20 protein-coding genes are annotated in these 20,122 nt (G+C 66.6%); 9 read left to right on the top strand and 11 right to left on the bottom strand.

Annotation, left to right across the window (positions count from 1 at the left end; all coding sequences use genetic code 11):
• Window positions 1-1,731, bottom strand: a complete 1,731-nt coding sequence (msbA, locus tag AC3WL8_RS29685) for a lipid A export permease/ATP-binding protein MsbA (RefSeq protein ID WP_153955049.1) — start codon at window positions 1,729-1,731, stop codon at window positions 1-3.
• A 91-nt stretch (window positions 1,732-1,822) separates the two neighbouring features.
• Window positions 1,823-2,596, bottom strand: coding sequence for a glycosyltransferase family 25 protein (locus AC3WL8_RS29680; RefSeq protein WP_492379422.1), 774 nt, complete (start codon window positions 2,594-2,596; stop codon window positions 1,823-1,825).
• Between the two features lie 299 nt (window positions 2,597-2,895).
• Between AC3WL8_RS29680 and AC3WL8_RS29675 the strand changes: the two genes are divergently transcribed.
• Window positions 2,896-3,675 (top strand): glycosyltransferase family 2 protein, encoded by a 780-nt coding sequence (locus AC3WL8_RS29675; RefSeq protein ID WP_211980828.1) that lies wholly within the window; start codon window positions 2,896-2,898, stop codon window positions 3,673-3,675.
• Window positions 3,676-3,712: 37 nt separating this feature from the next.
• A complete protein-coding gene (locus AC3WL8_RS29670; RefSeq protein ID WP_492379421.1) occupies window positions 3,713-4,786 on the top strand; it encodes a glycosyltransferase family 4 protein in 1,074 nt (357 codons plus the stop codon).
• A gap of 19 nt (window positions 4,787-4,805) precedes the next feature.
• Here the strand turns inward: AC3WL8_RS29670 and dnaE are convergent, their stop codons facing one another.
• A complete protein-coding gene (gene dnaE / locus AC3WL8_RS29665) occupies window positions 4,806-8,318 on the bottom strand; it encodes a DNA polymerase III subunit alpha (RefSeq protein ID WP_153955036.1) in 3,513 nt (1,170 codons plus the stop codon).
• A 208-nt stretch (window positions 8,319-8,526) separates the two neighbouring features.
• On the opposite strand from dnaE, the gene AC3WL8_RS29660 reads away from it, so the two are divergent.
• Window positions 8,527-9,375 (top strand): sulfurtransferase, encoded by an 849-nt coding sequence (locus AC3WL8_RS29660; protein WP_153955035.1) that lies wholly within the window; start codon window positions 8,527-8,529, stop codon window positions 9,373-9,375.
• A 12-nt stretch (window positions 9,376-9,387) separates the two neighbouring features.
• Here AC3WL8_RS29660 and AC3WL8_RS29655 read toward each other — a convergent pair whose 3' ends face one another.
• The 5 genes from AC3WL8_RS29655 to rpsP form a co-directional block, all read right to left on the bottom strand.
• Entirely contained in the window at window positions 9,388-10,068 is a 681-nt protein-coding gene (locus tag AC3WL8_RS29655; RefSeq protein ID WP_153955034.1) for a CoA pyrophosphatase, read from the bottom strand.
• Between the two features lie 153 nt (window positions 10,069-10,221).
• Complete coding sequence (gene rplS / locus AC3WL8_RS29650) at window positions 10,222-10,614, bottom strand: 50S ribosomal protein L19 (protein WP_013955882.1); 393 nt, start codon at window positions 10,612-10,614, stop codon at window positions 10,222-10,224.
• 75 nt (window positions 10,615-10,689) lie between these two features.
• A complete protein-coding gene (gene trmD, locus AC3WL8_RS29645; protein ID WP_211980827.1) occupies window positions 10,690-11,472 on the bottom strand; it encodes a tRNA (guanosine(37)-N1)-methyltransferase TrmD in 783 nt (260 codons plus the stop codon).
• Window positions 11,473-11,527: 55 nt separating this feature from the next.
• On the bottom strand, window positions 11,528-12,151 hold the full coding sequence (rimM, locus tag AC3WL8_RS29640) for a ribosome maturation factor RimM (RefSeq protein ID WP_051591612.1): 624 nt from the start codon (window positions 12,149-12,151) through the stop codon (window positions 11,528-11,530).
• Window positions 12,152-12,262: 111 nt separating this feature from the next.
• Entirely contained in the window at window positions 12,263-12,517 is a 255-nt protein-coding gene (gene rpsP, locus AC3WL8_RS29635) for a 30S ribosomal protein S16 (protein ID WP_010812927.1), read from the bottom strand.
• Between the two features lie 176 nt (window positions 12,518-12,693).
• Between rpsP and AC3WL8_RS29630 the strand changes: the two genes are divergently transcribed.
• The 5 genes from AC3WL8_RS29630 to AC3WL8_RS29610 all read left to right on the top strand — a co-directional run bounded on the left by AC3WL8_RS29630 (window position 12,694) and on the right by AC3WL8_RS29610 (window position 16,389).
• A complete protein-coding gene (locus AC3WL8_RS29630; RefSeq protein WP_013955879.1) occupies window positions 12,694-13,821 on the top strand; it encodes a PQQ-dependent sugar dehydrogenase in 1,128 nt (375 codons plus the stop codon).
• A 153-nt stretch (window positions 13,822-13,974) separates the two neighbouring features.
• On the top strand, window positions 13,975-14,376 hold the full coding sequence (locus tag AC3WL8_RS29625; protein ID WP_013955877.1) for a hypothetical protein: 402 nt from the start codon (window positions 13,975-13,977) through the stop codon (window positions 14,374-14,376).
• 298 nt (window positions 14,377-14,674) lie between these two features.
• Window positions 14,675-14,830, top strand: a complete 156-nt coding sequence (locus AC3WL8_RS29620; protein ID WP_013955876.1) for a hypothetical protein — start codon at window positions 14,675-14,677, stop codon at window positions 14,828-14,830.
• A gap of 136 nt (window positions 14,831-14,966) precedes the next feature.
• Window positions 14,967-15,458: an NINE protein gene (locus AC3WL8_RS29615; protein ID WP_013955875.1), complete on the top strand. Its 492-nt coding sequence runs from the start codon at window positions 14,967-14,969 to the stop codon at window positions 15,456-15,458.
• A 22-nt stretch (window positions 15,459-15,480) separates the two neighbouring features.
• Complete coding sequence (locus AC3WL8_RS29610) at window positions 15,481-16,389, top strand: LysR family transcriptional regulator (protein WP_211980825.1); 909 nt, start codon at window positions 15,481-15,483, stop codon at window positions 16,387-16,389.
• A gap of 296 nt (window positions 16,390-16,685) precedes the next feature.
• On the opposite strand, the gene AC3WL8_RS29605 is transcribed toward AC3WL8_RS29610, so the two are convergent.
• On the bottom strand, window positions 16,686-17,906 hold the full coding sequence (locus tag AC3WL8_RS29605; RefSeq protein WP_492379430.1) for a PA0069 family radical SAM protein: 1,221 nt from the start codon (window positions 17,904-17,906) through the stop codon (window positions 16,686-16,688).
• Window positions 17,907-17,917: 11 nt separating this feature from the next.
• The gene (locus AC3WL8_RS29600; protein ID WP_013955869.1) at window positions 17,918-18,421 is read right to left on the bottom strand and encodes an Lrp/AsnC ligand binding domain-containing protein; all 504 of its coding nucleotides are present in this window, start codon (window positions 18,419-18,421) and stop codon (window positions 17,918-17,920) included.
• Window positions 18,422-18,529: 108 nt separating this feature from the next.
• Here AC3WL8_RS29600 and AC3WL8_RS29595 point away from each other — a divergent pair, with 108 nt between their 5' ends.
• Window positions 18,530-19,834 carry a D-amino acid dehydrogenase gene (locus tag AC3WL8_RS29595; RefSeq protein WP_153955032.1) on the top strand — a complete coding sequence of 435 codons (1,305 nt, stop codon included), beginning with the start codon at window positions 18,530-18,532 and terminating at the stop codon, window positions 19,832-19,834.
• Window positions 19,835-19,912: 78 nt separating this feature from the next.
• Here the strand turns inward: AC3WL8_RS29595 and AC3WL8_RS29590 are convergent.
• Window positions 19,913-20,122 (bottom strand): acyl-CoA dehydrogenase C-terminal domain-containing protein (locus AC3WL8_RS29590; protein WP_492379420.1); only part of this gene is annotated, 210 nt, incomplete at its 5' end.

The following is a 20,122-nucleotide window of genomic DNA, read 5'->3' as shown; positions in this document are numbered from 1 at the left end:
TTACCGTTGCTGCGTCGCGAACTGGATCCGGTGCAGCCCGGCGTACAGGCCGTTGGCCGCCAGCAGCTGCGCGTGCGTGCCCTGCTCCGCCACGCGGCCGTGGTCCAGCACGGCGATGCGGTCGGCGTTCTCGATGGTGGACAACCGGTGCGCAATCACCAGCGTGGTCCGGCCCCTCATCAGTTCCTCCAGCGCCGCCTGCACCTGGCGCTCCGACTCCGAATCCAGTGCCGAAGTGGCCTCGTCCAGGATCAGGATCGGTGCGTCCTTGTACAGCGCCCGGGCAATCGCCAGCCGCTGGCGCTGGCCACCGGACAGCTTCATGCCGTTGTCGCCGATATTGGTGTTCAGGCCCTCCGGCAGCCCCTTGACCGTTTCCGTCAGGTAGGCGGCCGCCAGCGCGCGCTCAACGCGGGCCATGTCGATCTCGCTATCGGATTGCGCGCCATATGCCACATTGGCGGCGACGGTGTCGTTGAACAGCACCACGTCCTGGCTGACGAAGGCAATCTGGTTGCGCAGGTCCTTCAGCGACAACTCGGTCAGCGGCGCGCCATCCAGCAAGATGCGCCCGGCAGTGGGGTCGAAGAAGCGCGGCACCAGGTTGACCAGCGTGGTCTTGCCGCTGCCCGACGGGCCCACCAGCGCCACCACCTCGCCCGGACTGACGCGCAGGTCAATGCCCTCCAGCGCTGCGCGGGACGCTTCACCGTAGCGGAAGCCGACTTGCTCGAAGGCCAGCTCGCCACGGGCACGACCCAGCATCTTGCCACCGTCCTGCGGCTCGATCGGTTCATCGATCAGCCGGAAAATCATCTCGGCTGCGGTGATGCCGCGCGTCAGCGGCTGGTTGATGTCGGTCAGGTGCTTGAGCGGCGAGATCAGCAGCAGCATCGCCATCACAAAGCCGGTAAAACCGCCCACCGTGGTCTGGTTGGCCTGCGCCTGCACCATCGCAATGGTGATGATCACCGACAGCGCCAGCGCAGCCAGGAAGGCCGTGACCGGCTGGTTCAGCCCGCCGGCAACCGCCATGCGCATCGAGTAGTTCTTGAGCCGCTCGGCCACGGTGCGGAAGCGGCCCATCTCGTAGGCTTCGCCGCCATGCAGCTTGACCACCTTGTAGCCGCCCACGGCCTCTTCCACGACATAGGCAGCGTTGTTGGTAAAGGCCTGGTGATCGCGGTTGAGCTTGCGCAGCCGGCGGTTGATCTTCGACATCAGGTAGCCGATCACCGGCAGGATCACCGCCACGATCAGCGTCAGGCGCCAGTTGGTATAGAAGAGATAGATCAGCAGCGCGACAACCGTCAGCGAGTCCCGCACTAGCGTGATAAAGACGCTAGTCAGGATCTGCAGCACCTGGTTGACCTCGAAGATCACGGCATTGATCAGCGAAGCCGCCGTGTTGCGGTGGAAGAACGACGCCGGCGCCTGCAGCAGGCGCTCGAACATCTGCAGGCGCATCTTCAGCAGCACGCGGTTCGAGATCAGGTTCAACAGGTAGCCCGAGGCAAACTGCGCCACGCCGCGGATCAGGGCCACGCCGGTCAGGATCGCGGGGACATGCCACAGCGTGCCGGCGTAGTCGCCGCCGAAGCCCTTGTCGAGCAGGTCATTGACAACCTTGGGGATCACCCCTTCGCTGCCCGCGACCACGGCCATGGCGAGGATAGCGCCGATGAAGATACGTAACTCGGGGCGCAGGTAAGACCAGAGCCGGCTGGCCATGCTGGACGGCACGGCGGCACCTGGCGAAATGGGCGGTTTGGATGTGGTCACTGATATTTCTTGTGTGTGGAGGCGACGTGCCGGCCCGGCGCTAGCCCGGCCGCTTCTGCCGGGCTACCCGAAGGAAGGGCCTGACGATGAGCTGGAACAGGAAGCGCTGATAGACGTAGCGGCGCAGATAATAGCCGATGCTGCGCTGAGCCTTGTCGGTGGCGTCCAGGTCGGCGCGATGCGTTTCGAGCGACGAGGTCTCGGCCAGCTCGGTCAGGCCAATGCAATATGGCACCACCGCACTGACCGACACCAGACCCTGTTTTTCAAAGGCCGACCAATAGTCGGCCGCGCACCACAGCGGCTGCAGGCCGGCCAGCAGCCGCTGCGCTGCGGCGCGCGTCACCACGTAGCCGTGCGCGAGCCACCATTCGCCGTAGCGCCTGACCAGGCGTCGCTCGCCGCCAAGCCTGCGCACACCCCAGCGGGTGTACTTGTCGACATGGGACAGCAGCACCACCTCGGCCCGGTCCGGATCCAGGCGTGACTCGAGGTCGGCCAGCACGCTTGCGAGGTCGGGGCCGAGCGATGCATCGTCCTCCAGCACCAGCGCGAAGGCGGCGCCGTCGTCCAGCATCTTGCGGTACACGCCAAGGTGGCTCAATCCGCACCCCACCTCGCCCCGGCTCATGGGGCGGTAACGCGCGGCGGCGGCGGCGGCATCGTACTTGCTGGCCACTTCCTCCTCCGCCAGCACGCGGCCATCCACGGCCCGGAACACCTGGAACGGGATACCAAGGCCCGCCAGTTGGCCGGAAATGCGCTCCCGGCGCTCCCGCGCGGTGTCGAGATTGATGACGTAGGCGCCGATCATGCGGCCAGCGCCTGCGCGTCCGGTCTTGCCCGGATTGCAGCCGGCAAGAGAGAGGCCAATGCTGCACGCGCAGGCAGAAGGAAGACTTCTTCCATCCCGGCAGAACGGGACAATTGTGCTCGTATCATCAATTTGAGAATCAGGAAACGGCCCGCGAGCCGACTCGATCGCATCAGGGTGCGCGAAGGGCGCCATGCGCCAGTGCGGTAGAATACGCGGTCTCGATCCAGCGCCTGGCGCCGTGGGCGACTCCGGCGGCCCGTCGGTCTTGTCCGACCTGCGTGCCTCCCCTATGTTCCATGAGAGTCTCGGCCGTCATCATTACCAGGAATGAAGCTCACAATATCGGGCCATGCCTCGAAAGCGTGTCCTGGTGCGAAGAGGCGATTATAGTGGATTGGGCCAGCACGGATGACACGGTGGCGATTGCGCGTGCTGCCGGCGCCACTGTCATCCAGACCGACGACTGGCCTGGCTTCGGACCGCAGAAGAACCGTGCGGTTGACGCCGCCACGGGCGACTGGATCCTGAGCCTCGATGCCGATGAACGTGTCACCCCCGCCCTGCGCGACGAGATCCGGGGCCATCTGAAGCGGGCCGACGCCCACGCGCTTGCGCTGCCGCGCCTTTCAGCGTTCTGCGGCACCTTCGTGCGCCACGCAGGCTGGTATCCGGACTATGTGACCCGCGTCTTCCGCAAGGGCCGCGGCCGCTTCACGGATGACCTGGTCCACGAACACCTGAAGGTGGTCGACCCGGTCACTCATCTGCGCGAGCCATTGATCCATTACAGCTACCGCACACTGTCGGACGTGCTGCGCAAGATCGACAGCTACTCCAGCGCAGGCGCGCAGCAGGCCTACGCGCGGGGCAAGCGTAGTTCGGTGGCGTCCGCCGCGGGCCACGGCCTGTGGGCCTTCATCCGGACCTACCTGCTCAAGCGCGGCTTCCTGGACGGCAGCGCAGGCTTTGGCGTGGCGCTGATGAATGCGCAGGCAAGCTACTACAAGTACGCCAAGCTGGCGCAGTTGCAGGCCGAAACCGATCTCAAGGCAGCCGCCCCCGAGGTCACCCGTTGAGGCGGCCGGCCGCCCCTCCCCTTTATTCCATGCATCGATGAAAGTTGGCATCTCCTGCAATCGCTTCGGCGCAGGCGGCGGCCTGGAACGCTACGCGCTCGACATCAGCCGCGCGATGGCCGCCCGCGCCGGCACCGAGGTGTCGGTCTACGCGCGCCGCTTCGACACCGGCGTGGCGCAGGCGGCCGGCGTCACGCCGCATCGCATCCTGGTCTCGTGGCTGCCCGGCAAGCTGCGCGACCGCTATTTCTCGTGGCGCCTGCAAGCGCGCCTGCCAGCGGATGAAGTGCTGATCGGCTGCAACCGCGTGCGCGGCTCGGACATCGCCATTTGCGGCGGCACCCACCGCGGCTATCTCGGCGCGCGCGGCACGGCAGCGCGCCGCTCCGACCAGTGGCAGATCGACCTGGAGAGTGCGCAGTATGCTGGCGCGCATCGCGTGGTGGCGCATTCGGCGCTGATGCGCCGCGAGGTGATCGAGCTGTACGGGATGCCGCCGGACCGCGTGGAACTGATCTATCCGCCGGTCGACACGCAGCGCTTCACGCCGGTCGACGCCGACGCGCGCGCCGCGTTGCGCCGTGAGTTCGGTTTCGGTGACGATGAGGTCGTGTTCCTGTTCCCGTCTTCGGGCCATGCCCGCAAGGGTTTCGACCTGCTTGCCGACTATTTCCCTGAATCGGACCTGCCGATCACGCTTGCCGTGGCCGGCCGTCCGGTCGGGCGCACCATCCCGCGGGTACGGGAACTGGGCTACAGCAGCCGCATCGACGCGCTCTACCGCGCCGCGGACTTCACCATCCTGGCTTCGGGCTATGAACCGTTCGGACTGGTCGGCGTGGAATCGGTGCTGTGCGGCACACCTCTGGTCTTTGCCGACAATATTGCCTGCCTGGAGGTGATCCGGCCGCAGGCCGTGCATGCCTTCGCACGCGATCGCGCCGAGACGCTCGACCGCGCGATTCGCGCCGCGGTCGACGCGGCACGCAGCGGCCAGGGCCGGCTGGCGGACCCGATGGCGATGCTCAACTACGATCCGGGCATCGAGGCCCACGTCGACGCGCTGCTAACGCTGGCGGCCAGCGCGCGTGCCGCCCGGCAGGCGGCCTGAGACCGCCGCTGCCGTCGGTTTATTCGTAGAGGGTGCTGACGCTGTCCGGCGACAGCGCCAGCCGCAACGCGGTCAGCGCCTCGTCGGAGGGCACCACCTTCCAGTCCGCTCCGAGCATGGCCTCGCACGAAGCCGCCGCCGACTGGTAGTGGATGCGCACCGGCAAACCCTGCCCGCCGCTGGCGCGGGCCAGGTGCGGCATCAGCAGTTCGCGCAGCATCCCGGTCGAGGAATTGCCATTCATCGCCAGCCGCACCGCGCTGGCGAACTTGAGGCGCGCGGCCACCAGGTCCATCACCGATTCCGCCGTGAACCTCACCCCACCGGTAAACGTATCGTGCCGCGCATTCCCCGTGGCAATCAGCAGCTCGTCCTCGCGGAACATGTGCCGGTTGGCGTCGAACAGCTCGTTGAACACCGTCATCTCGACCAGCCCGGTGCCGTCGTCGAGCGTCACGATCAGCATCTTGCCGCGCTGGGTCATCTGCGTGCGGACGCCGGAGATCACGCCGGCGATGGTCTTGCCGCGCACATCGCGGCCGAAGCCGCCGCCGTTGCCCTGCACTTCCTTTTCCAGCGCTGCCAGCGTGCCCTTGTTGAAGCGGCGCACCTCGTCGCGATAGGCATCGAACAGATGGCCTGAGAAGTAGTAGCCAAGCGCCTGCTTTTCTTCCTGCAGCGTGCGCTTGGGACTCCAGCGGGGCTCGTCCAGCAGCTCGGGGCGGTGCGCTTCGCCGGCATCGCCCATCAGGTCGAACAGCGACACCTGGTTGGCGGACTCGGCCTTCTGCTCGGCGGCCTCCATCGCGATCGGCACCGAGGCCAGCAGCTGGGCGCGGTTGTCGTTCAGGCTGTCGAAGGCGCCGGCGCGGATCAGGGCCTCCATGGTGCGGCGGTTGACCTGGCGGCGGTCGACGCGCTCGCAGAAATCGAACAGATCGGTGAACGGGCGCTCTTCGCGCGCGCGCAGGATGTCTTCAATGGCGCCCTGGCCGCTGCCCTTGATGCCACCCAGGCCATAGCGGATGGTCTTGGAGTCGGTCGGCGCGAAGCGGTATTCGCTGGCGTTGACGTCGGGCGGCAGCACCGCGAGCTTGTTGAGCTTGCAGTCCTCGTAGAGGATCTTGACCTTGTCGGTGTCATCCATGGCCAGCGACATGTTGGCTGCCATGAATTCGGCCGGATGGTGGGCCTTGAGCCAGGCGGTGTAGTACGCCAGCAGTGCGTACGCGGCCGCGTGCGACTTGTTGAAGCCGTAGCCCGCGAACTTCTCCATCAAGTCGAAGATATCGTCGGCCTGCTGCGCGGAGAGACCATTCTTGTCGGCACCTTCGCGGAACATCACGCGGTGCTGCGCCATTTCCTCGGGCTTCTTCTTGCCCATGGCGCGGCGCAGCAGGTCGGCGCCGCCGAGCGAGTAGCCGCCGATGATCTGCGCCATCTGCATCACCTGCTCCTGGTAGACCATGATGCCGTAGGTCTCTTTCAGGACGGGTTCGACGCGCGGATCGGGATACTCCACCTTCTCGCGGCCGTGCTTGCGCGCGCAGAAGCTGGGGATCAGGTCCATCGGGCCCGGGCGGTACAGTGCCACCAGCGCGATGATGTCCTCAAAGCGGTCAGGCTTGGCGTCCTTGAGCATGCCCTGCATGCCGCGGCTTTCCAGCTGGAACACGGCGACGGTGTTGGCAGTCTTCAGGATATCGAAGGCGGGACTGTCGTCGAGCGGGATATGGCTGCAGTTCCAGTCGGCCTTGCTCGGATCGAGGCGGCGGATATAGCGCTCGGCCCAGTCCAGGATGGTCAGCGTGGTCAGGCCCAGAAAGTCGAACTTCACCAAGCCGGCGGCCTCGACGTCGTCCTTGTCGTACTGGCTGACCACGCCGCTCATGCCGTCGTTCTGCGCGCCCTGCGTGTACAGCGGGCAGAAGTCGGTCAGCCTGCCGGGCGCGATCAGCACGCCGCCGGCGTGCATGCCGACGTTACGCGTCATGCCTTCCACGCGCTGCGCCAGTTCCAGCAACTGGCGCACTTCTTCCTCGTTATTCTCGCGCTCGGTCAGCAGTGGCTCTTCCTTCTTGGCCTCCTCGATGGTGACCAGCTTGCCCGGCTTGAACGGGATCAGCTTGGCGATGCCGTCGACAAAGCCGTAGCCGAGGTCGAGCACGCGGCCCACGTCGCGCACCGCGGCCTTGGCCGCCATAGTGCCGAAGGTGGCGATCTGCGATACCGCGTCCTTGCCGTACTTCTCCTTCACGTAGGTGATCACGCGATCGCGGCCGTGCTGGCAGAAGTCGATGTCGAAGTCAGGCATCGACACCCGTTCTGGGTTCAGGAATCGCTCGAACAGCAGCGCGTACTTGAGCGGATCCAGGTCGGTGATGCCGAGCGCATACGCGACCAGCGAACCGGCGCCCGAACCGCGGCCCGGACCCACCGGCACGCCGTTGTTCTTGGCCCAGTTGATAAAGTCCGCCACGATCAGGAAGTAGCCGGGGAAGCCCATCTTGATGATGGTGCCGGTCTCGAACTCCAGCCGTGCGTAGTATTCCGGGCGCTTCGATTCGCGCACCGCCTCGTCGGGGAACAGCACTGCCAGGCGCTTCTCCAGCCCGTCCTTGGCCATGAAGACCAGGTAGTCGTCCAGCGACATGCCGTCGGGCGTCGGGAACAGCGGCAGGCGCGGCTTGCCCAGCTCCAGCGTCAGGTTGCAGCGGCGCGCGATCTCGACCGCGTTCTCCAGTGCCGAGGGGATGTCCGCGAACAGCGCGCACATCTCGTCCTGGGTCTTGAAGTACTGGTCGGTGGTAAAGCGCCGGGTGCGGCGCGGATTGGCCAGCAGCTCGCCCTCGGCGATGCACACGCGCGCCTCGTGCGCGGTGTAGTCGTCCGGCGTCATGAACTGCACCGGATGCGTGGCCACCACCGGCAGTTGCAGTTCAGCCGCAAGCTGCACGGCCTGCTGCACGTAGGCATCGGTGCCGGCATTGCCGGCACGCTGCAGTTCGATGTAGAAACGCTGCGCGAATACCGTGGACCAATGCTGTGCCGCGCGGCGCGCACCGTCGGCATTGCCGTTGGCCAGCGCCATGCCGATATCGCCACCCATTGCGCCCGACAGGGCGATCAGGCCAGTGGCCAGCGGCAGGTCGTCCTCGCCGGGTTCCAGGAACCAGGCCGGATCGATCTCGGCGCGCCCGCGGTGCTGGTTGCCCAGCCACGCGCGCGACAGCAGCATGCACAGGTTCAGGTAGCCGCGGCGGTCCTGCACCAGCAGCAGCAGGCGCGACGGCTTGTCGCGGTCCTCGGCGTTGGTGAGCCAGACGTCGGCACCGACCACGGGCTTCACGCCGCCGCCGCGCGCCTCCTTGTAGTAACGGATCAGCCCGAAGGCGTTGGCAAGGTCCGTCAGGGCGAGAGCGCCCATGCCATCGGCGGCGGCGGCCTTGACGGCGTCTTCCAGGCGGACGATGCCGTCCACGATGGAATATTCGGAATGCAGGCGGAGGTGTACGAAGCGGGGTGCGGACATGGGCGACATTGTACCGGCTCAGTCCGCTGGCATGCCTCCGATATTGCGTGCAGGCGGCCTCGCGCGAGGGCCCGGCATAGCTGATCGGCGTGCTTGGGAATGCGCGGCGCCGGCGCCCGCACGCGTTATAATTTCGCCTTTCCAATCAGGTAGTTATCGCAAGCCGTCGGCGCCCCTCCCGGACGCGGCCGTGCAGGCGCAGTCTCTCATGCAGATCGTCAATATTTCCGCTTACAAATTCGTCTCGCTGGACGACATCGAGACCCTGCGCCCGGCCATGCGCGAGCGCTGCGAAGCGGCCGGCCTGAAAGGCACGATCCTGCTCGCGCCCGAGGGCATCAACATGTTCCTGGCGGGCCCGCGCGCTGCCATCGACGGCTTCATGGCCTGGCTGCATGCCGATGCGCGCTTTGCCGATATCGTGCCCAAGGAAAGCCTGTCGGAAAACCAGCCCTTCAAGCGCATGCTGGTGCGCGCCAAGAAGGAAATCATCACCATGAAGATGCCGCTGATCCGCCCCGAGGAAGGCCGCGCGCCGTCAGTGCGGCCGGCCGACCTGAAGCGCTGGCTGGACCAGGGGCACGACGACGAAGGCCGTCCGGTGGTGATGCTGGACACGCGCAATGATTTCGAAGTCGCGGTTGGCACGTTCGAAGACGCCGTCGAATACGACATCGCCAAGTTCAGCGAATTTCCTGACGCAGTGGCGGCCCACAAGGGTGAGCTGGAAGGCAAGACCGTGGTGTCGTTCTGCACCGGCGGCATCCGCTGCGAGAAGGCGGCGATCCATATGCAGGAAGCCGGCATCGAGCGCGTGTACCAGCTCGAGGGCGGCATCCTGAAGTACTTCGAGGAGGTCGGCGGCAGCCACTATCGCGGCGACTGCTTCGTCTTTGACTACCGCACCGCGCTGAACCCCAACCTGGAGCCTGCCGGCCCTAAGCAATGCTTTGCCTGCCGCGCGGTGGTCACGCCGCAGGAGCAGCAAAGCCCGCACTACGTGGTCGGCAAGAGCTGCCCCCACTGCATCGGCAGCAAGGACCAGGCCGCAGCGTAAGAACCCGGCAGCTCAGGCCGCCAGCAGGTGGTAAAGATTGCGCAGCATGCCCGCGGTGGCGCCCCAGATAAAGCGGTGGCCGCCTGTCTCGCGCGGATAGGGCATGGCGTAGAACACCCGTTCGCCATCGACCCAGCGGAACAGGCGCCGTTCATGGTGGGACGGGTCCATCAGGAACGCGAGCGGCACTTCGAAGACATCGGCGACTTCCGAGGCATCGGGGCGCAGCGTGAAACCGTCACGCACCAGCCCTACCACGGGGCTCACGTGGAAACCGGTGCCGGTGATGTAGTCCGGCAGCGCACCCAGCACTTCCACATAGTCGCGCGCCAGGCCCACCTCTTCTTCCGTCTCGCGCAGCGCCGTGTCGATTCGGTTGACATCCCATGACTCCTGCCTCCCGCCCGGGAAGCTGATCTGCCCGGCATGCGCGCTCAGGTTGGCATTGCGCTGCGTCAGCAGCACCGTCAGGCCGTAATGGCGCTCCACCAGCGGCACTAGCACGGCGGCGTCGCGCAGCCCGCGGCTGCGGTCATAGACACGCGATTCATCGGTCAGCTCCGGCGCCCAGGCCGGCGGCACCTGGAAGCGGTGCCGGATAAAGTCCACCTGCAACCGCGGCGCGCTCAGGGCGCTGTTGCGCAGGTCGGTGTCGATGACGGGAAGGGATTCGGGATCGAAAGCAGGACGCATAACATTGTAAGTATGACAGAAGCGCGCATTCTGGCGTCGCAGCAAAAATGCCCGCCGCTTCCAACGTTTGCGCCGCGCCAATGCAAAAAGGGCACCCTGGGGTGCCCTTCCTGAGGAAACGCTGGCCGGGCTGCCCCGGCCGGCATGCCCAGCTTACTGCGCAGCCTTGGCAGCGACAGCAGCCTTCGACACCAGCTTTTCCTTGATACGTGCGGACTTGCCCGAACGCTGGCGCAGGTAGTACAGCTTCGCACGACGCACGTCGCCGCGACGCTTCACTTCGATGCCGGCAATCAGCGGCGAGTACAGCTGGAACGTACGTTCCACGCCTTCACCCGACGAGATCTTGCGCACGATGAAGGACGAATTCAGGCCGCGGTTGCGCTTGGCAATCACGACGCCTTCGTAGGCCTGCACGCGCTTGCGGGTACCTTCCACCACGTTCACGTTGACGATCACGGTGTCGCCAGGTGCGAATGCGGGGATGGTCTTGTTCGCGGTCAGACGCGCGATCTCTTCCTTCTCGATCTGCTCGATGATGTTCATCGTTTTTTCTCCGTAACCATCGTGCCGGCGTTGTATGCCCCAGGCATTGCCCGGGCCCCGGCAGAGGATGGGGTTTTACCTGGCGGGGGTCTCCCCCCGCCCTTCCTTCGCCGCCCATTCCGACAAGAATTTCTCGTCGGCGCGGGTCAGCAAACCTTGTTCGCGAGCGGCCTTGATCAGGTCGGGGCGCTTGCTCGCGGTATTGGCCAGCGCCTGCTGGCGCCGCCATTTCTCGATCTCGGCGTGATGCCCCCCGAGCAGGATCTCGGGAACCCGCACGCCTTCATATTCTTCCGGCCGCGTGTAGTGCGGACAATCCAGCAGGCCATTGACGAAACTGTCCTGCACGGCGGACTGCGCATCGCCCAGCACGCCGGGCAAGTGCCGCACCACGGCGTCGATCAGCGCCATCGCCGGCAGCTCGCCGCCCGACAGCACAAAGTCGCCGAGGCTGATTTCCTCGTCCACGCGGCGGTCGATCAGCCGCTGGTCGATGGCCTCATACCTGCCGCACAGCAAGACCAGGCCCGGCCGTTCGGCCAGCTCCATCACCCTGGCATGCGACAGCGTCTTGCCCTGCGGCGACATCAGCACCACATGCGGCTTCGGCACGCCGGCCTGCGCCTGCGCCGCCACCGCGGCATCGATCGCATCATCCAGCGGCTTGGCCAGCATCACCATGCCGGGACCGCCGCCGTAAGGACGATCATCGATGGTGCGGTAGTTGTCGACCGTGAAATCACGCGGATTCCAGGTGCGCAAGCCATAGCGCTGCTGCTTGGCCGCCCGGCTGGTGATACCCCAGTCGGTCAGCGCGCGAAACATGTCGGGAAACAGCGTGATCACATCGAACTGCATCCGCTCTCTCCCAATCCCAATCCTGCGCCAATCCCGCACCATCGCGGGCACAGGCTCAGTAGTCGAGCCCCCAGTCCACCACGATGCGCCTGCCCGCGGTATCCACCGAGCGCAGGAACGCATCGACAAACGGAATCAGCCGTTCACCGGCCTTGCCGTCAGGGAGCACGCAGGCCACCTGCAGGATCTGGTGGGCACCGTTGTCGATCAGCCCGGACACCTCGCCCAGCAACTCGCCTTGCTCGTTGCTGACGGTGCAGCCGATCAGGTCGACCCAGTAGAACTCATCTTCTTCCGGCGCGGGAAAATCCGCACGCCGGATCCACACGCGACGGCCCTTGAGCGCTTCCGCAAGATTGCGGTCGGCCACGCCGGACGCTTGCGCCACGACGGTGCCGCTGTGCTCGCGCGACTGCGCGATCTTTACGCAGACGGGCTGGGCACGCGACGCATCGGCCGCCACCAGCCCCGCCTGCGGCGGTGCCAGCAGCCACCAGCGGCGGGCATGCAGCAGGGCCGAAGCATCATCGGCATGCGGCAAGACCTTGATCCAGCCGCGGATGCCGTAGGCAGCGCCAATATAGCCGACCTCTACAAGGTCTTCCGGCAGGGGGTCGGCATACAGGAGCGCCGCGGGCAGTTTGCAAGCCTTTTGTGGCTCGCCCTGGGGCTGAACCAGCGGTCGGTTCAGCGGCCGGACGGCGCCCTGCTTTCGTTCAGTCACGTGTGCAATAAGAACACGCCCCGCCGGCCGTAAAAGCGGTTCGACGGGGCGCGCTGCAGGCGACTATCAGGCAGCAGCCTTGGCGGCGCCTTGCTTGACCAGGCGGGCAACGGTCGGCGACAGCTGGGCGCCAACGCCTTGCCAGTAAGCCAGGCGGTCTTGCGCCAGGCGCAGGCCTTCTTCACCTTCCGTAGCCAGCGGGTTGTAGAAACCAACGCGCTCAATGAAACGACCATCGCGACGGTTGCGCGAGTCGGTGGCGACGATGTTGAAGAACGGGCGCTTCTTGCTGCCGCCGCGAGCCAGACGGATAACGACCATGGAATGATTCCTCAGAAAACGGGGTGTTCGAAACGGGGTGTTCGAGGACGTTCGAACACGAAACGCAAGAGTATAGCCCAGTTACCGAGGCCAAACAAACACTTAGGTGAACTTAGGCGATTGACGCGCGCCTGCCGTGCAGGCATCGTGGCAAAAACCGCGACAGGAGGCCCGACATGCGCCCGGCTCTGCACTTCATGGCACGCACCGTGCAGCCCGCGGCCCTGCTCGCCATTGTACTGCTGGCAGGCACCGGGTCCGCGCCGGCCGCCCTGCCGCTGGACCAGGTCCGGCTGCCGCCTGGTTTCCGCATCGAGGTGCTGACGCAGGACGTGCCAGGCGCGCGCGCCATGGCGATGTCGCCGTCGGGCACGCTCTTCGTCGGCTCGCGCGGCGAAGGCAAGGTCTACGCGGTGACCGACGCGCTGGGGGCCCGGCCGCGCGTGCGCACGGTCGCCACCGGGCTGCGCATGCCGGCCGGCGTGGCCTTGCACGACGGCAGCCTGTACGCGTCCTCGGTGTCGAAGATCGTGCGGATCGACCATATCGAGGCCAGCCTCGACAAGCCGCCGGCACCAACGGTGGTGAGCGACCGCTTCCCCACGGACGGGCACCATGGCTGGAAATTCATCGCCTTCGGTCCCGACGGCTATCTCTACGTGCCGGTCGGCGCGCCATGCAACATCTGCGCGCCCGACGAGAACCGCTACGCCAACATCATGAAGATGAAGCCCGACGGCAGCGACCTGCAGGTGGTGGCACGCGGCGTGCGCAACACCGTCGGCTTCGACTGGCACCCGGCCACGCGCGAACTGTGGTTCACCGACAACGGCCGCGACCGCATGGGCGACGATCTGCCCGACGACGAACTCAACCGCGCCACCGCTGCCGGCCAGCATTTCGGCTACCCGTACTGCCATGCCGGCAAGGTTGCCGATCCCGAATATGGCAGCCAGCGCTCCTGCGCCGAGTTCGTGCCGCCGGTGGCCCTGCTGGGTGCGCACGTGGCGGCCCTGGGCATGCGCTTCTATACCGGCACGCAATTCCCGGCGCCCTACCGCAACAACGTCTTCATTGCCGAGCACGGCAGCTGGGACCGCAGCGAGCCGTCCGGCTACCGCGTGGTCCGGGTGGTGCTCGACGATGCCGGCAAGGCGGTGCACCAGGAGGTGTTCGCGCAGGGCTGGCTGCGCGGTGGCAGGCCGTGGGGCCGCCCGGTCGACGTCCTGGTTGCACCGGACGGTTCGCTGCTGGTCAGCGACGACCTTGCCGGGGCCATTTACCGCATCCGCTACCGGCCCTGAACCCCGCTGAAAACCCCACGGAAAGGGGGCCCGGGTGGCCGAAACAATCCGTTACACCGGTAACGGGATTGGCATAGGCGCCCCGATGGCCCATGCGTACCATGAACCCATCTTCCAACAGCAACACAGCGCGTCAGGAACCTGGGAATCCGCATGCTCACCCGCTCTCTCCTGCGCGACCTGGTGGCTGGCATCCTGGTGGCCTCGGGCCTGGTCGGCGCGGTTGCCGCCAGCCATGCCCAGGTCGCGTTCTGGCAACAAGTACGGCCCGATGGCCGCTCCGCTCGGATGCAGCCGCAGCCCCGCGACGGCTGGCAGATGGCCAGCGTGCGCGCCGAGAGCCGCGAGCACGTGCAAGCCCAGATCGACCGCATGGAAGCACGCGCCCGTGCCGACGACCGCCTGAGCGGGCGCCGCGCCGCGCTGGCTGGTGCCCGCGACGATAACCGCGGCCGGGGCCAGGAACGCGACAACCCCAATGAAGCCCGCAACGACTCCCGGCCAGGCAACGTCGGCCCCGGCTGGCAGGCACGTGGCCGCGACAATGGCCGATAAAGGTCGCTGCTGACGGCTGTCGGCGCAACCCCGCCCATTGCCGCACGGCCCAACGGTCTTTCGGCTGTTCACGGAACTCCTCCCCCGCTCCCCCTGTCTCTATTTAAGTGTGTGCCCCGCTTTCCGGGTGCCACGCACAGGCTGCCGCCCGGCGCTGTCCGGGGCTCACAGCGTGCCGTCCAGTGCAGACGGCAATCGAACTGACCTGCCTCTGCCCGACACCTCCTGCCGGACCCGATCAAAACGGCCCGGGCGCAGCCTCCAGAAAGACAATAACAATAATTCTGTGAGGTTTATCATGTCATCCCTTCTTAGCGACCTGGCCGAACACGCCGGCCAGTTATCGCTGTCAATCCTGTTCATGGGCATCCTGACCCTGGTCCTCTACGGCGAAACCCATATCAGCGAGCACGCGGTGGCCTTCCTGGACGGCCTGCAGTCAGGCTGGCATTAGCGCCGTCCTGCGCGTCTTCTGACGCACTTCCCTTTCTTGCGCTGACTGCCGGCGTACAATGTGGGCCGGCCGGTACCCGTGTGCCGCCGTTCCTGTGCCGGTGCATTGCCGGCCCGCAACCGCCGGATATCCGACCATGCCAGCAGCCACGCCAGCCCGCCATGCCTCCACGCTCGCCTCGCCGCCCGCGCGCGGCAAATCGAAGCTGCTGACCGTGGCGCTGGCGTTCCTGTTCGGCAGCCTGGGCGCGCATCGCTTCTACCTGGGCGGCCTGCGCGACCCGTATGGCTGGACGCACCTGCTGGCGCTGCTGGCGGGCGCGATCGGCGTGGCCTCGATGGCGGCCGGCGCGGGCACCCCGGTGCTGAACTGGACCTTCGCCGTCGCCGGCGGAGCCTCCGTCATCAGCGCCTTCCTGGCGGCCATCGTCTACGGGCTGCGCCCGGACGACAAATGGGACGCACGCTTCAACCAGCTCGGCAAACCTACGCGCTCCGGCTGGCCGGTGGTGATTCTGGTGATCCTGTCGCTGCTGATCGGCACCGGCCTGCTGATGGCCGGGCTGGCGATCAGCTTCCAGACCTTCTTCGAATCGCAGGTCGAGGCCGCCCGCGCGTTGTCGCAATAACGGCCGCGGCGGCATTGGCGCCGTGCATTTCGACCTGCTCGACATTGCCGTCTTCGTCCGCGCCGCGGCGCTGGGCAACCTGTCGGCCGCCGCGCGCGACCTGGGCTTGTCCACCTCTACCGCCAGCGCCCGCCTGGGCCGCCTGGAACAGTCCCTGGGCAGCCGCCTGTTGCATCGCACCACACGCCGGCTGGCACTCACCGCCGACGGCGAACGCTTCCTGCCGCATGCGGAGCAGTTGCTTGCCACCGCGGATCTGGCCAGCGAATCGGTCGGCACCGGCGCCGAGCACCCGCGCGGGCAGTTGCGCGTGACCGCGCCGGCGTCCTTCGGGCGCCAGCATGTCTCGCCGGCGCTGCCGGAATTCCTTGCCGCTTATCCCGACATCACGCTTGACTTGCGCCTGACCGACCAGGTGATCGGACTGGTCGATGCCAGCATCGACGTGGCGCTGCGCATGGGCGTGCTGCCCGATTCCACGCTGGTGGCACGCGCGCTCGCACCCAGCCACCGCGTGATCTGCGCCTCACCCGCCTACCTGCAGCGCCATGGCGTGCCGCGCCACCCGGACGACCTGCGCCAGCACAACTGCCTGGTGCTGGCCGACCAGTCGGCGTGGCGCTTCAATACGCCGCTGGGCGAGACCGTGGTGAACGTGCGCGGCAACCTGCGCGTGGATAACGGCGAAGTGCTGCGCGACGCGGTGGTGGCCGGCGTCGGCATCTCGCTCAAGTCGACCTGGGATGTGGGCCCGCTGTTGCGCAGCGGCGCGCTGGCGACAGTGCTGGACGAATATCCAGTGGTGCCGGCAGTGTCGATCTGGGCAGTGTTTCCCAGCCGGCACCTGGTACCGCCCAAGACACGCGCCTTCGTGGACTTCTTCGCCGAGCGCTTCGGCAACCCGCCCTATTGGGACCGGCCCGATACCTAGAGCGCACTGCGCGCTTGCGCACGATCAAGGCCGGCGCAAACGGCGGCTCTCCTTTCCGCCAATTCGCCCATACTGGTAGAGCCGACCGATCCCGGCGGTGTCACGCGCGGCGGGGCCACACCCTGGCGCAAAGGAGCAAGCATCGACATGCCAACCTATGAGGAAGGACGCCTGGCGGCGATCGCTGTCAGGCTGGCGCTGTCCTCGGGACTGCCGCCATCGAGCGCGAAGGCCGCGCTGGAACTCGCCAGCAGCATGATCGGCGACCAACTGGCCACCGAGCGCGCTCAGAAGACTCAGAACAGCGAACCCTGCGGATCGTCCTTGCCGCGGGGCCCCCTGACCGGCGGGCGGAAACGCGACGTATCCAGCTCAAACCGGTTGTAACGAAACCCTAGCCGTTCGGCGGCCTTGTAGAAACGCTGGCGCAGCAAGTCCGCCCACACGCCCGTACCGCGCATGCGCGAGGCAAAGCTGGCATCGTAGGCTTTGCCCTCGCGCATGTCGCGCACGCGGTTCATCACCCGTTCCGCGCGGTCGGGAAAATGTGCCAGCAGCCATTCCTCGAACAGCGGCCGCACTTCCCAGGGCAGCCGCAGCACGATGTAGTTTGCATAGACGGCGCCCGCTTCGTGCGCCGCTTCCAATACACGCTCCAGGTCGGGTTCCGTGATGAACGGGATCACCGGGGCGATGCTCACACCCACCGGGATGCCGGCGTCGGTCAGCGTGCGGATGGTGCGCAGCCGGCGTGACGGCGTGGCCGCGCGCGGTTCCAGCGTGCGCGCGATGCCGGCATCCAGCGTGGTGATGGTGACCGCCGCCACCGCTAGCCGCTTCGCCGCCATCGGCGCGAGCAGGTCGATATCGCGCTCGATCAGCGACGACTTGGTAATCAGCGCCACCGGGTGGTCACACTCGCTCATAACCTCAAGCAGGCCGCGCGTGATGCGCTGTTCGCGCTCGATCGGCTGGTAGGCGTCGGTGTTGACGCCCAGCGCGATGGTCTCGCAGCGGTACGACGGCCGTGCCAGCGCCTCGCGCAGCCGCTCGGCGGCATTGGTTTTGGCATAAAGCTGCGTTTCAAAGTCCAGCCCCGGCGACAGGTCCAGGTAGGCGTGCGTCGGCCGGGCGAAGCAGTAGATGCAGCCGTGCTCGCAACCGCGGTAGGGGTTGAGCGAGACATCGAACGGGATGTCGGGGGATGCATTGCGCGTCAGGACAGAACGGGCGCGCTCGATATGGACTTCCGTGCGCAGCGGCGGCAGCGGGGCGGCTTCCGGCGACGGGGCGACCTCGATGGTATGCGGTGCCTCTTCCGGTGCACTGCCCCAGCCATCGTCGAACGCTTCGCGCAGGTCGCGCTCGAAACGTCCCTGCAGGTTGCTCACGGCGCCCCGGCCCTTGCGCGCCACGGGCGGCCGCGGGCCTGCCTGCGGCGCGAGTGCATCCGGGTCGGCATCGGGCCGCGTCGGGCGGCCGCTGGCGGGCTTGGGTTTTTGCGGAGGGCGCTCCATGCTGGCCTTGGTCACACTGCCTGGCTCTTCTCCTCGACGGAAATCGCCAGTGTCTCCTTGATCTCTTCCATCACCACATAGCTCTTCGACTGCGCTGCGCCGGGCAGCTGCAGCAGGATATCGCCCAGCAGCCGGCGGTATTCGCCGATCTCGCGGATGCGCGCCTTGATCAGGTAGTCGAAATCGCCCGAGACCAGGTGGCATTCCAGCACTTCCGGGATGCGCAGCACCTCGCGCCGGAACTGCTCGAACATATTGCCCGACTTGTTGCCCAGCGAGATCTCGACGAACACCAGTAGCGCGCTGCCCAGCAGTGCCGGGTTCAGCCGTGCGTAGTAGCCCATGATGACACCATCGCGCTCCAGGCGCTTAACGCGCTCGATGCAGGGCGTGATGGTCAGCCCGACCGCTTCGGCGAGGTCCTTCATCGACATCCTGCCGTCGCTTTGCAGCGCCATCAGGATCTTGCGGTCGAGCCGGTCGAGGGTGCGCATGGGCTGGCGACTCGTTCTCATGAGTTTTTCCTGTTTTCCGAAGAAATTCGATAACAATGACTGGATTGGATTCAATAGTATAGAGATAAATCCTCTATCAACTTGTCATTGCAGTTGGAGCTTCCGGACATGCGCGTTCTCGTACTCGGCAGTGGTGTTATCGGCGTCACCAGTGCGTGGTACCTGGCCAAGGCCGGTCACGAAGTGACCGTCGTCGACCGCGAGGCGGGTCCCGCGCTCGGCACCAGCTTTGCCAACGCGGGGCAGATCTCGCCCGGCTATGCGTCGCCATGGGCCGCGCCCGGCGTGCCGCTCAAGGCGATCAAGTGGATGTTCCAGGAACACGCGCCGCTCAGCATCCGTCCGGACGGCACCCTGTTCCAGCTGCAATGGATGTGGCAGATGCTGCTGAACTGCAGCGCCGGGCGCTACGCCGTCAACAAGGAACGCATGGTGCGGCTGGCCGAGTACAGCCGCGACTGCATCCGCGCGCTGCGCGCGGAAACCGGCATCGCTTACGAAGGCCGCCAGCAAGGCACGCTGCAGGTGTTCCGCACCGAAGAGCAGCTGCAAGGCGCGGCCAAGGACATCGCCGTGCTGGAAGAAGCCGGGGTGCCCTACCAGTTGCTTTCGCGCGAGGAACTCGCCGCGAGCGAACCGGCGCTGGCCGCCGTCCGCCACAAGCTGGCCGGCGGCCTGCGCCTCCCCAACGATGAAACCGGCGACTGCGCGCTGTTTACGCAACGGCTCGCAGGCATGGCCGAGATGCTGGGCGTGAAATTCCTGTACAACCGCTCGATCGACAGCCTGATGACCCAGGGCGATGCCGTCACCGGCGCCGTGGTCAACGGCGAGCCGATGGCCGCCGACCTGGTGGTGGTGGCGCTGGGCAGCTGGTCGACGCAGCTGGTCAAGCCGTTCCTGTCGGGCATGTCCAACCTGCCGGTGTACCCGCTCAAGGGCTTCTCGATCACGGTGCCGCTGAACGATCCGTCGCGCAGCCCGGTGTCCACCGTGCTGGACGAAACCTACAAGGTCGCCATCACCCGCTTCGAAGACCGCATCCGCGTGGGCGGCATGGCCCAGATCGTCGGCTATGACCGCAGCCTCGATCCGGCCAAGCGCCGCACGCTCGAACACGTGGTGACCGACCTGTTCCCGGGCGCCGGTGATGTCAGCCGCGCCACCTTCTGGACCGGCCTGCGCCCGATGACCCCAGACGGCACGCCCATCGTCGGCCCGACCCAGGTGCGCGGCCTGTGGCTGAACACCGGCCACGGCACGCTGGGCTGGACCATGGCCTGCGGCTCGGGCAAGCTGCTGTCGGACCTGGTCTCGGGCAAGTCGCCCGCGATCCGCGCCGACGACCTGTCGGTGGGCCGCTACCTGAAGCCCGCGCGCCAGCACCTGGCGCCGCGCCCGGCTGCCGCCTGATCCAGGTACCGTCCCGACCAGCAAAAAGGGCGACCCTTCGGGGTCGCCCTTTTCACATCTGCGCGCAGCGCTTGCCGGTCAGAACTGCTCGGCGGTCAGCGCATTGACCGGCGCCCCGCCGCTGACGACGGCATCACGCAATGCCGACGCCTGCGACAGGATGTGCTCGGCGAAGAAATGCGCGGTCGCGATCTTGGCATCGTGGAAGGCAGGATCCTCGGCGCGCTTGGCATCGGCAGCCAGCATCGCGCGGCCGAACTGCCAGCCGGAGAACACGATGCCGCACAG

This window comes from Cupriavidus sp. FW305-F7 (assembly GCF_058782875.1).
This window is presented reverse-complemented; position numbering and strand designations above follow the sequence as displayed.

What these genes read in the sequence shown, in the direction of transcription:
- msbA (WP_153955049.1), bottom strand. Translation starts at nt 1,731, where the DNA reads ATGGCCAGCCGGCTCTGGTCTTACCTGCGCCCCGAGTTACGTATCTTC.
- AC3WL8_RS29680 (WP_492379422.1), bottom strand. Translation starts at nt 2,596, where the DNA reads ATGATCGGCGCCTACGTCATCAATCTCGACACCGCGCGGGAGCGCCGG.
- AC3WL8_RS29675 (WP_211980828.1), top strand. Translation starts at nt 2,896, where the DNA reads ATGAGAGTCTCGGCCGTCATCATTACCAGGAATGAAGCTCACAATATC.
- AC3WL8_RS29670 (WP_492379421.1), top strand. Translation starts at nt 3,713, where the DNA reads ATGAAAGTTGGCATCTCCTGCAATCGCTTCGGCGCAGGCGGCGGCCTG.
- dnaE (WP_153955036.1), bottom strand. Translation starts at nt 8,318, where the DNA reads ATGTCCGCACCCCGCTTCGTACACCTCCGCCTGCATTCCGAATATTCC.
- AC3WL8_RS29660 (WP_153955035.1), top strand. Translation starts at nt 8,527, where the DNA reads ATGCAGATCGTCAATATTTCCGCTTACAAATTCGTCTCGCTGGACGAC.
- AC3WL8_RS29655 (WP_153955034.1), bottom strand. Translation starts at nt 10,068, where the DNA reads ATGCGTCCTGCTTTCGATCCCGAATCCCTTCCCGTCATCGACACCGAC.
- rplS (WP_013955882.1), bottom strand. Translation starts at nt 10,614, where the DNA reads ATGAACATCATCGAGCAGATCGAGAAGGAAGAGATCGCGCGTCTGACC.
- trmD (WP_211980827.1), bottom strand. Translation starts at nt 11,472, where the DNA reads ATGCAGTTCGATGTGATCACGCTGTTTCCCGACATGTTTCGCGCGCTG.
- rpsP (WP_010812927.1), bottom strand. Translation starts at nt 12,517, where the DNA reads ATGGTCGTTATCCGTCTGGCTCGCGGCGGCAGCAAGAAGCGCCCGTTC.
- AC3WL8_RS29630 (WP_013955879.1), top strand. Translation starts at nt 12,694, where the DNA reads ATGCGCCCGGCTCTGCACTTCATGGCACGCACCGTGCAGCCCGCGGCC.
- AC3WL8_RS29625 (WP_013955877.1), top strand. Translation starts at nt 13,975, where the DNA reads ATGCTCACCCGCTCTCTCCTGCGCGACCTGGTGGCTGGCATCCTGGTG.
- AC3WL8_RS29620 (WP_013955876.1), top strand. Translation starts at nt 14,675, where the DNA reads ATGTCATCCCTTCTTAGCGACCTGGCCGAACACGCCGGCCAGTTATCG.
- AC3WL8_RS29615 (WP_013955875.1), top strand. Translation starts at nt 14,967, where the DNA reads ATGCCAGCAGCCACGCCAGCCCGCCATGCCTCCACGCTCGCCTCGCCG.
- AC3WL8_RS29605 (WP_492379430.1), bottom strand. Translation starts at nt 17,906, where the DNA reads ATGGAGCGCCCTCCGCAAAAACCCAAGCCCGCCAGCGGCCGCCCGACG.
- AC3WL8_RS29600 (WP_013955869.1), bottom strand. Translation starts at nt 18,421, where the DNA reads ATGAGAACGAGTCGCCAGCCCATGCGCACCCTCGACCGGCTCGACCGC.
- AC3WL8_RS29595 (WP_153955032.1), top strand. Translation starts at nt 18,530, where the DNA reads ATGCGCGTTCTCGTACTCGGCAGTGGTGTTATCGGCGTCACCAGTGCG.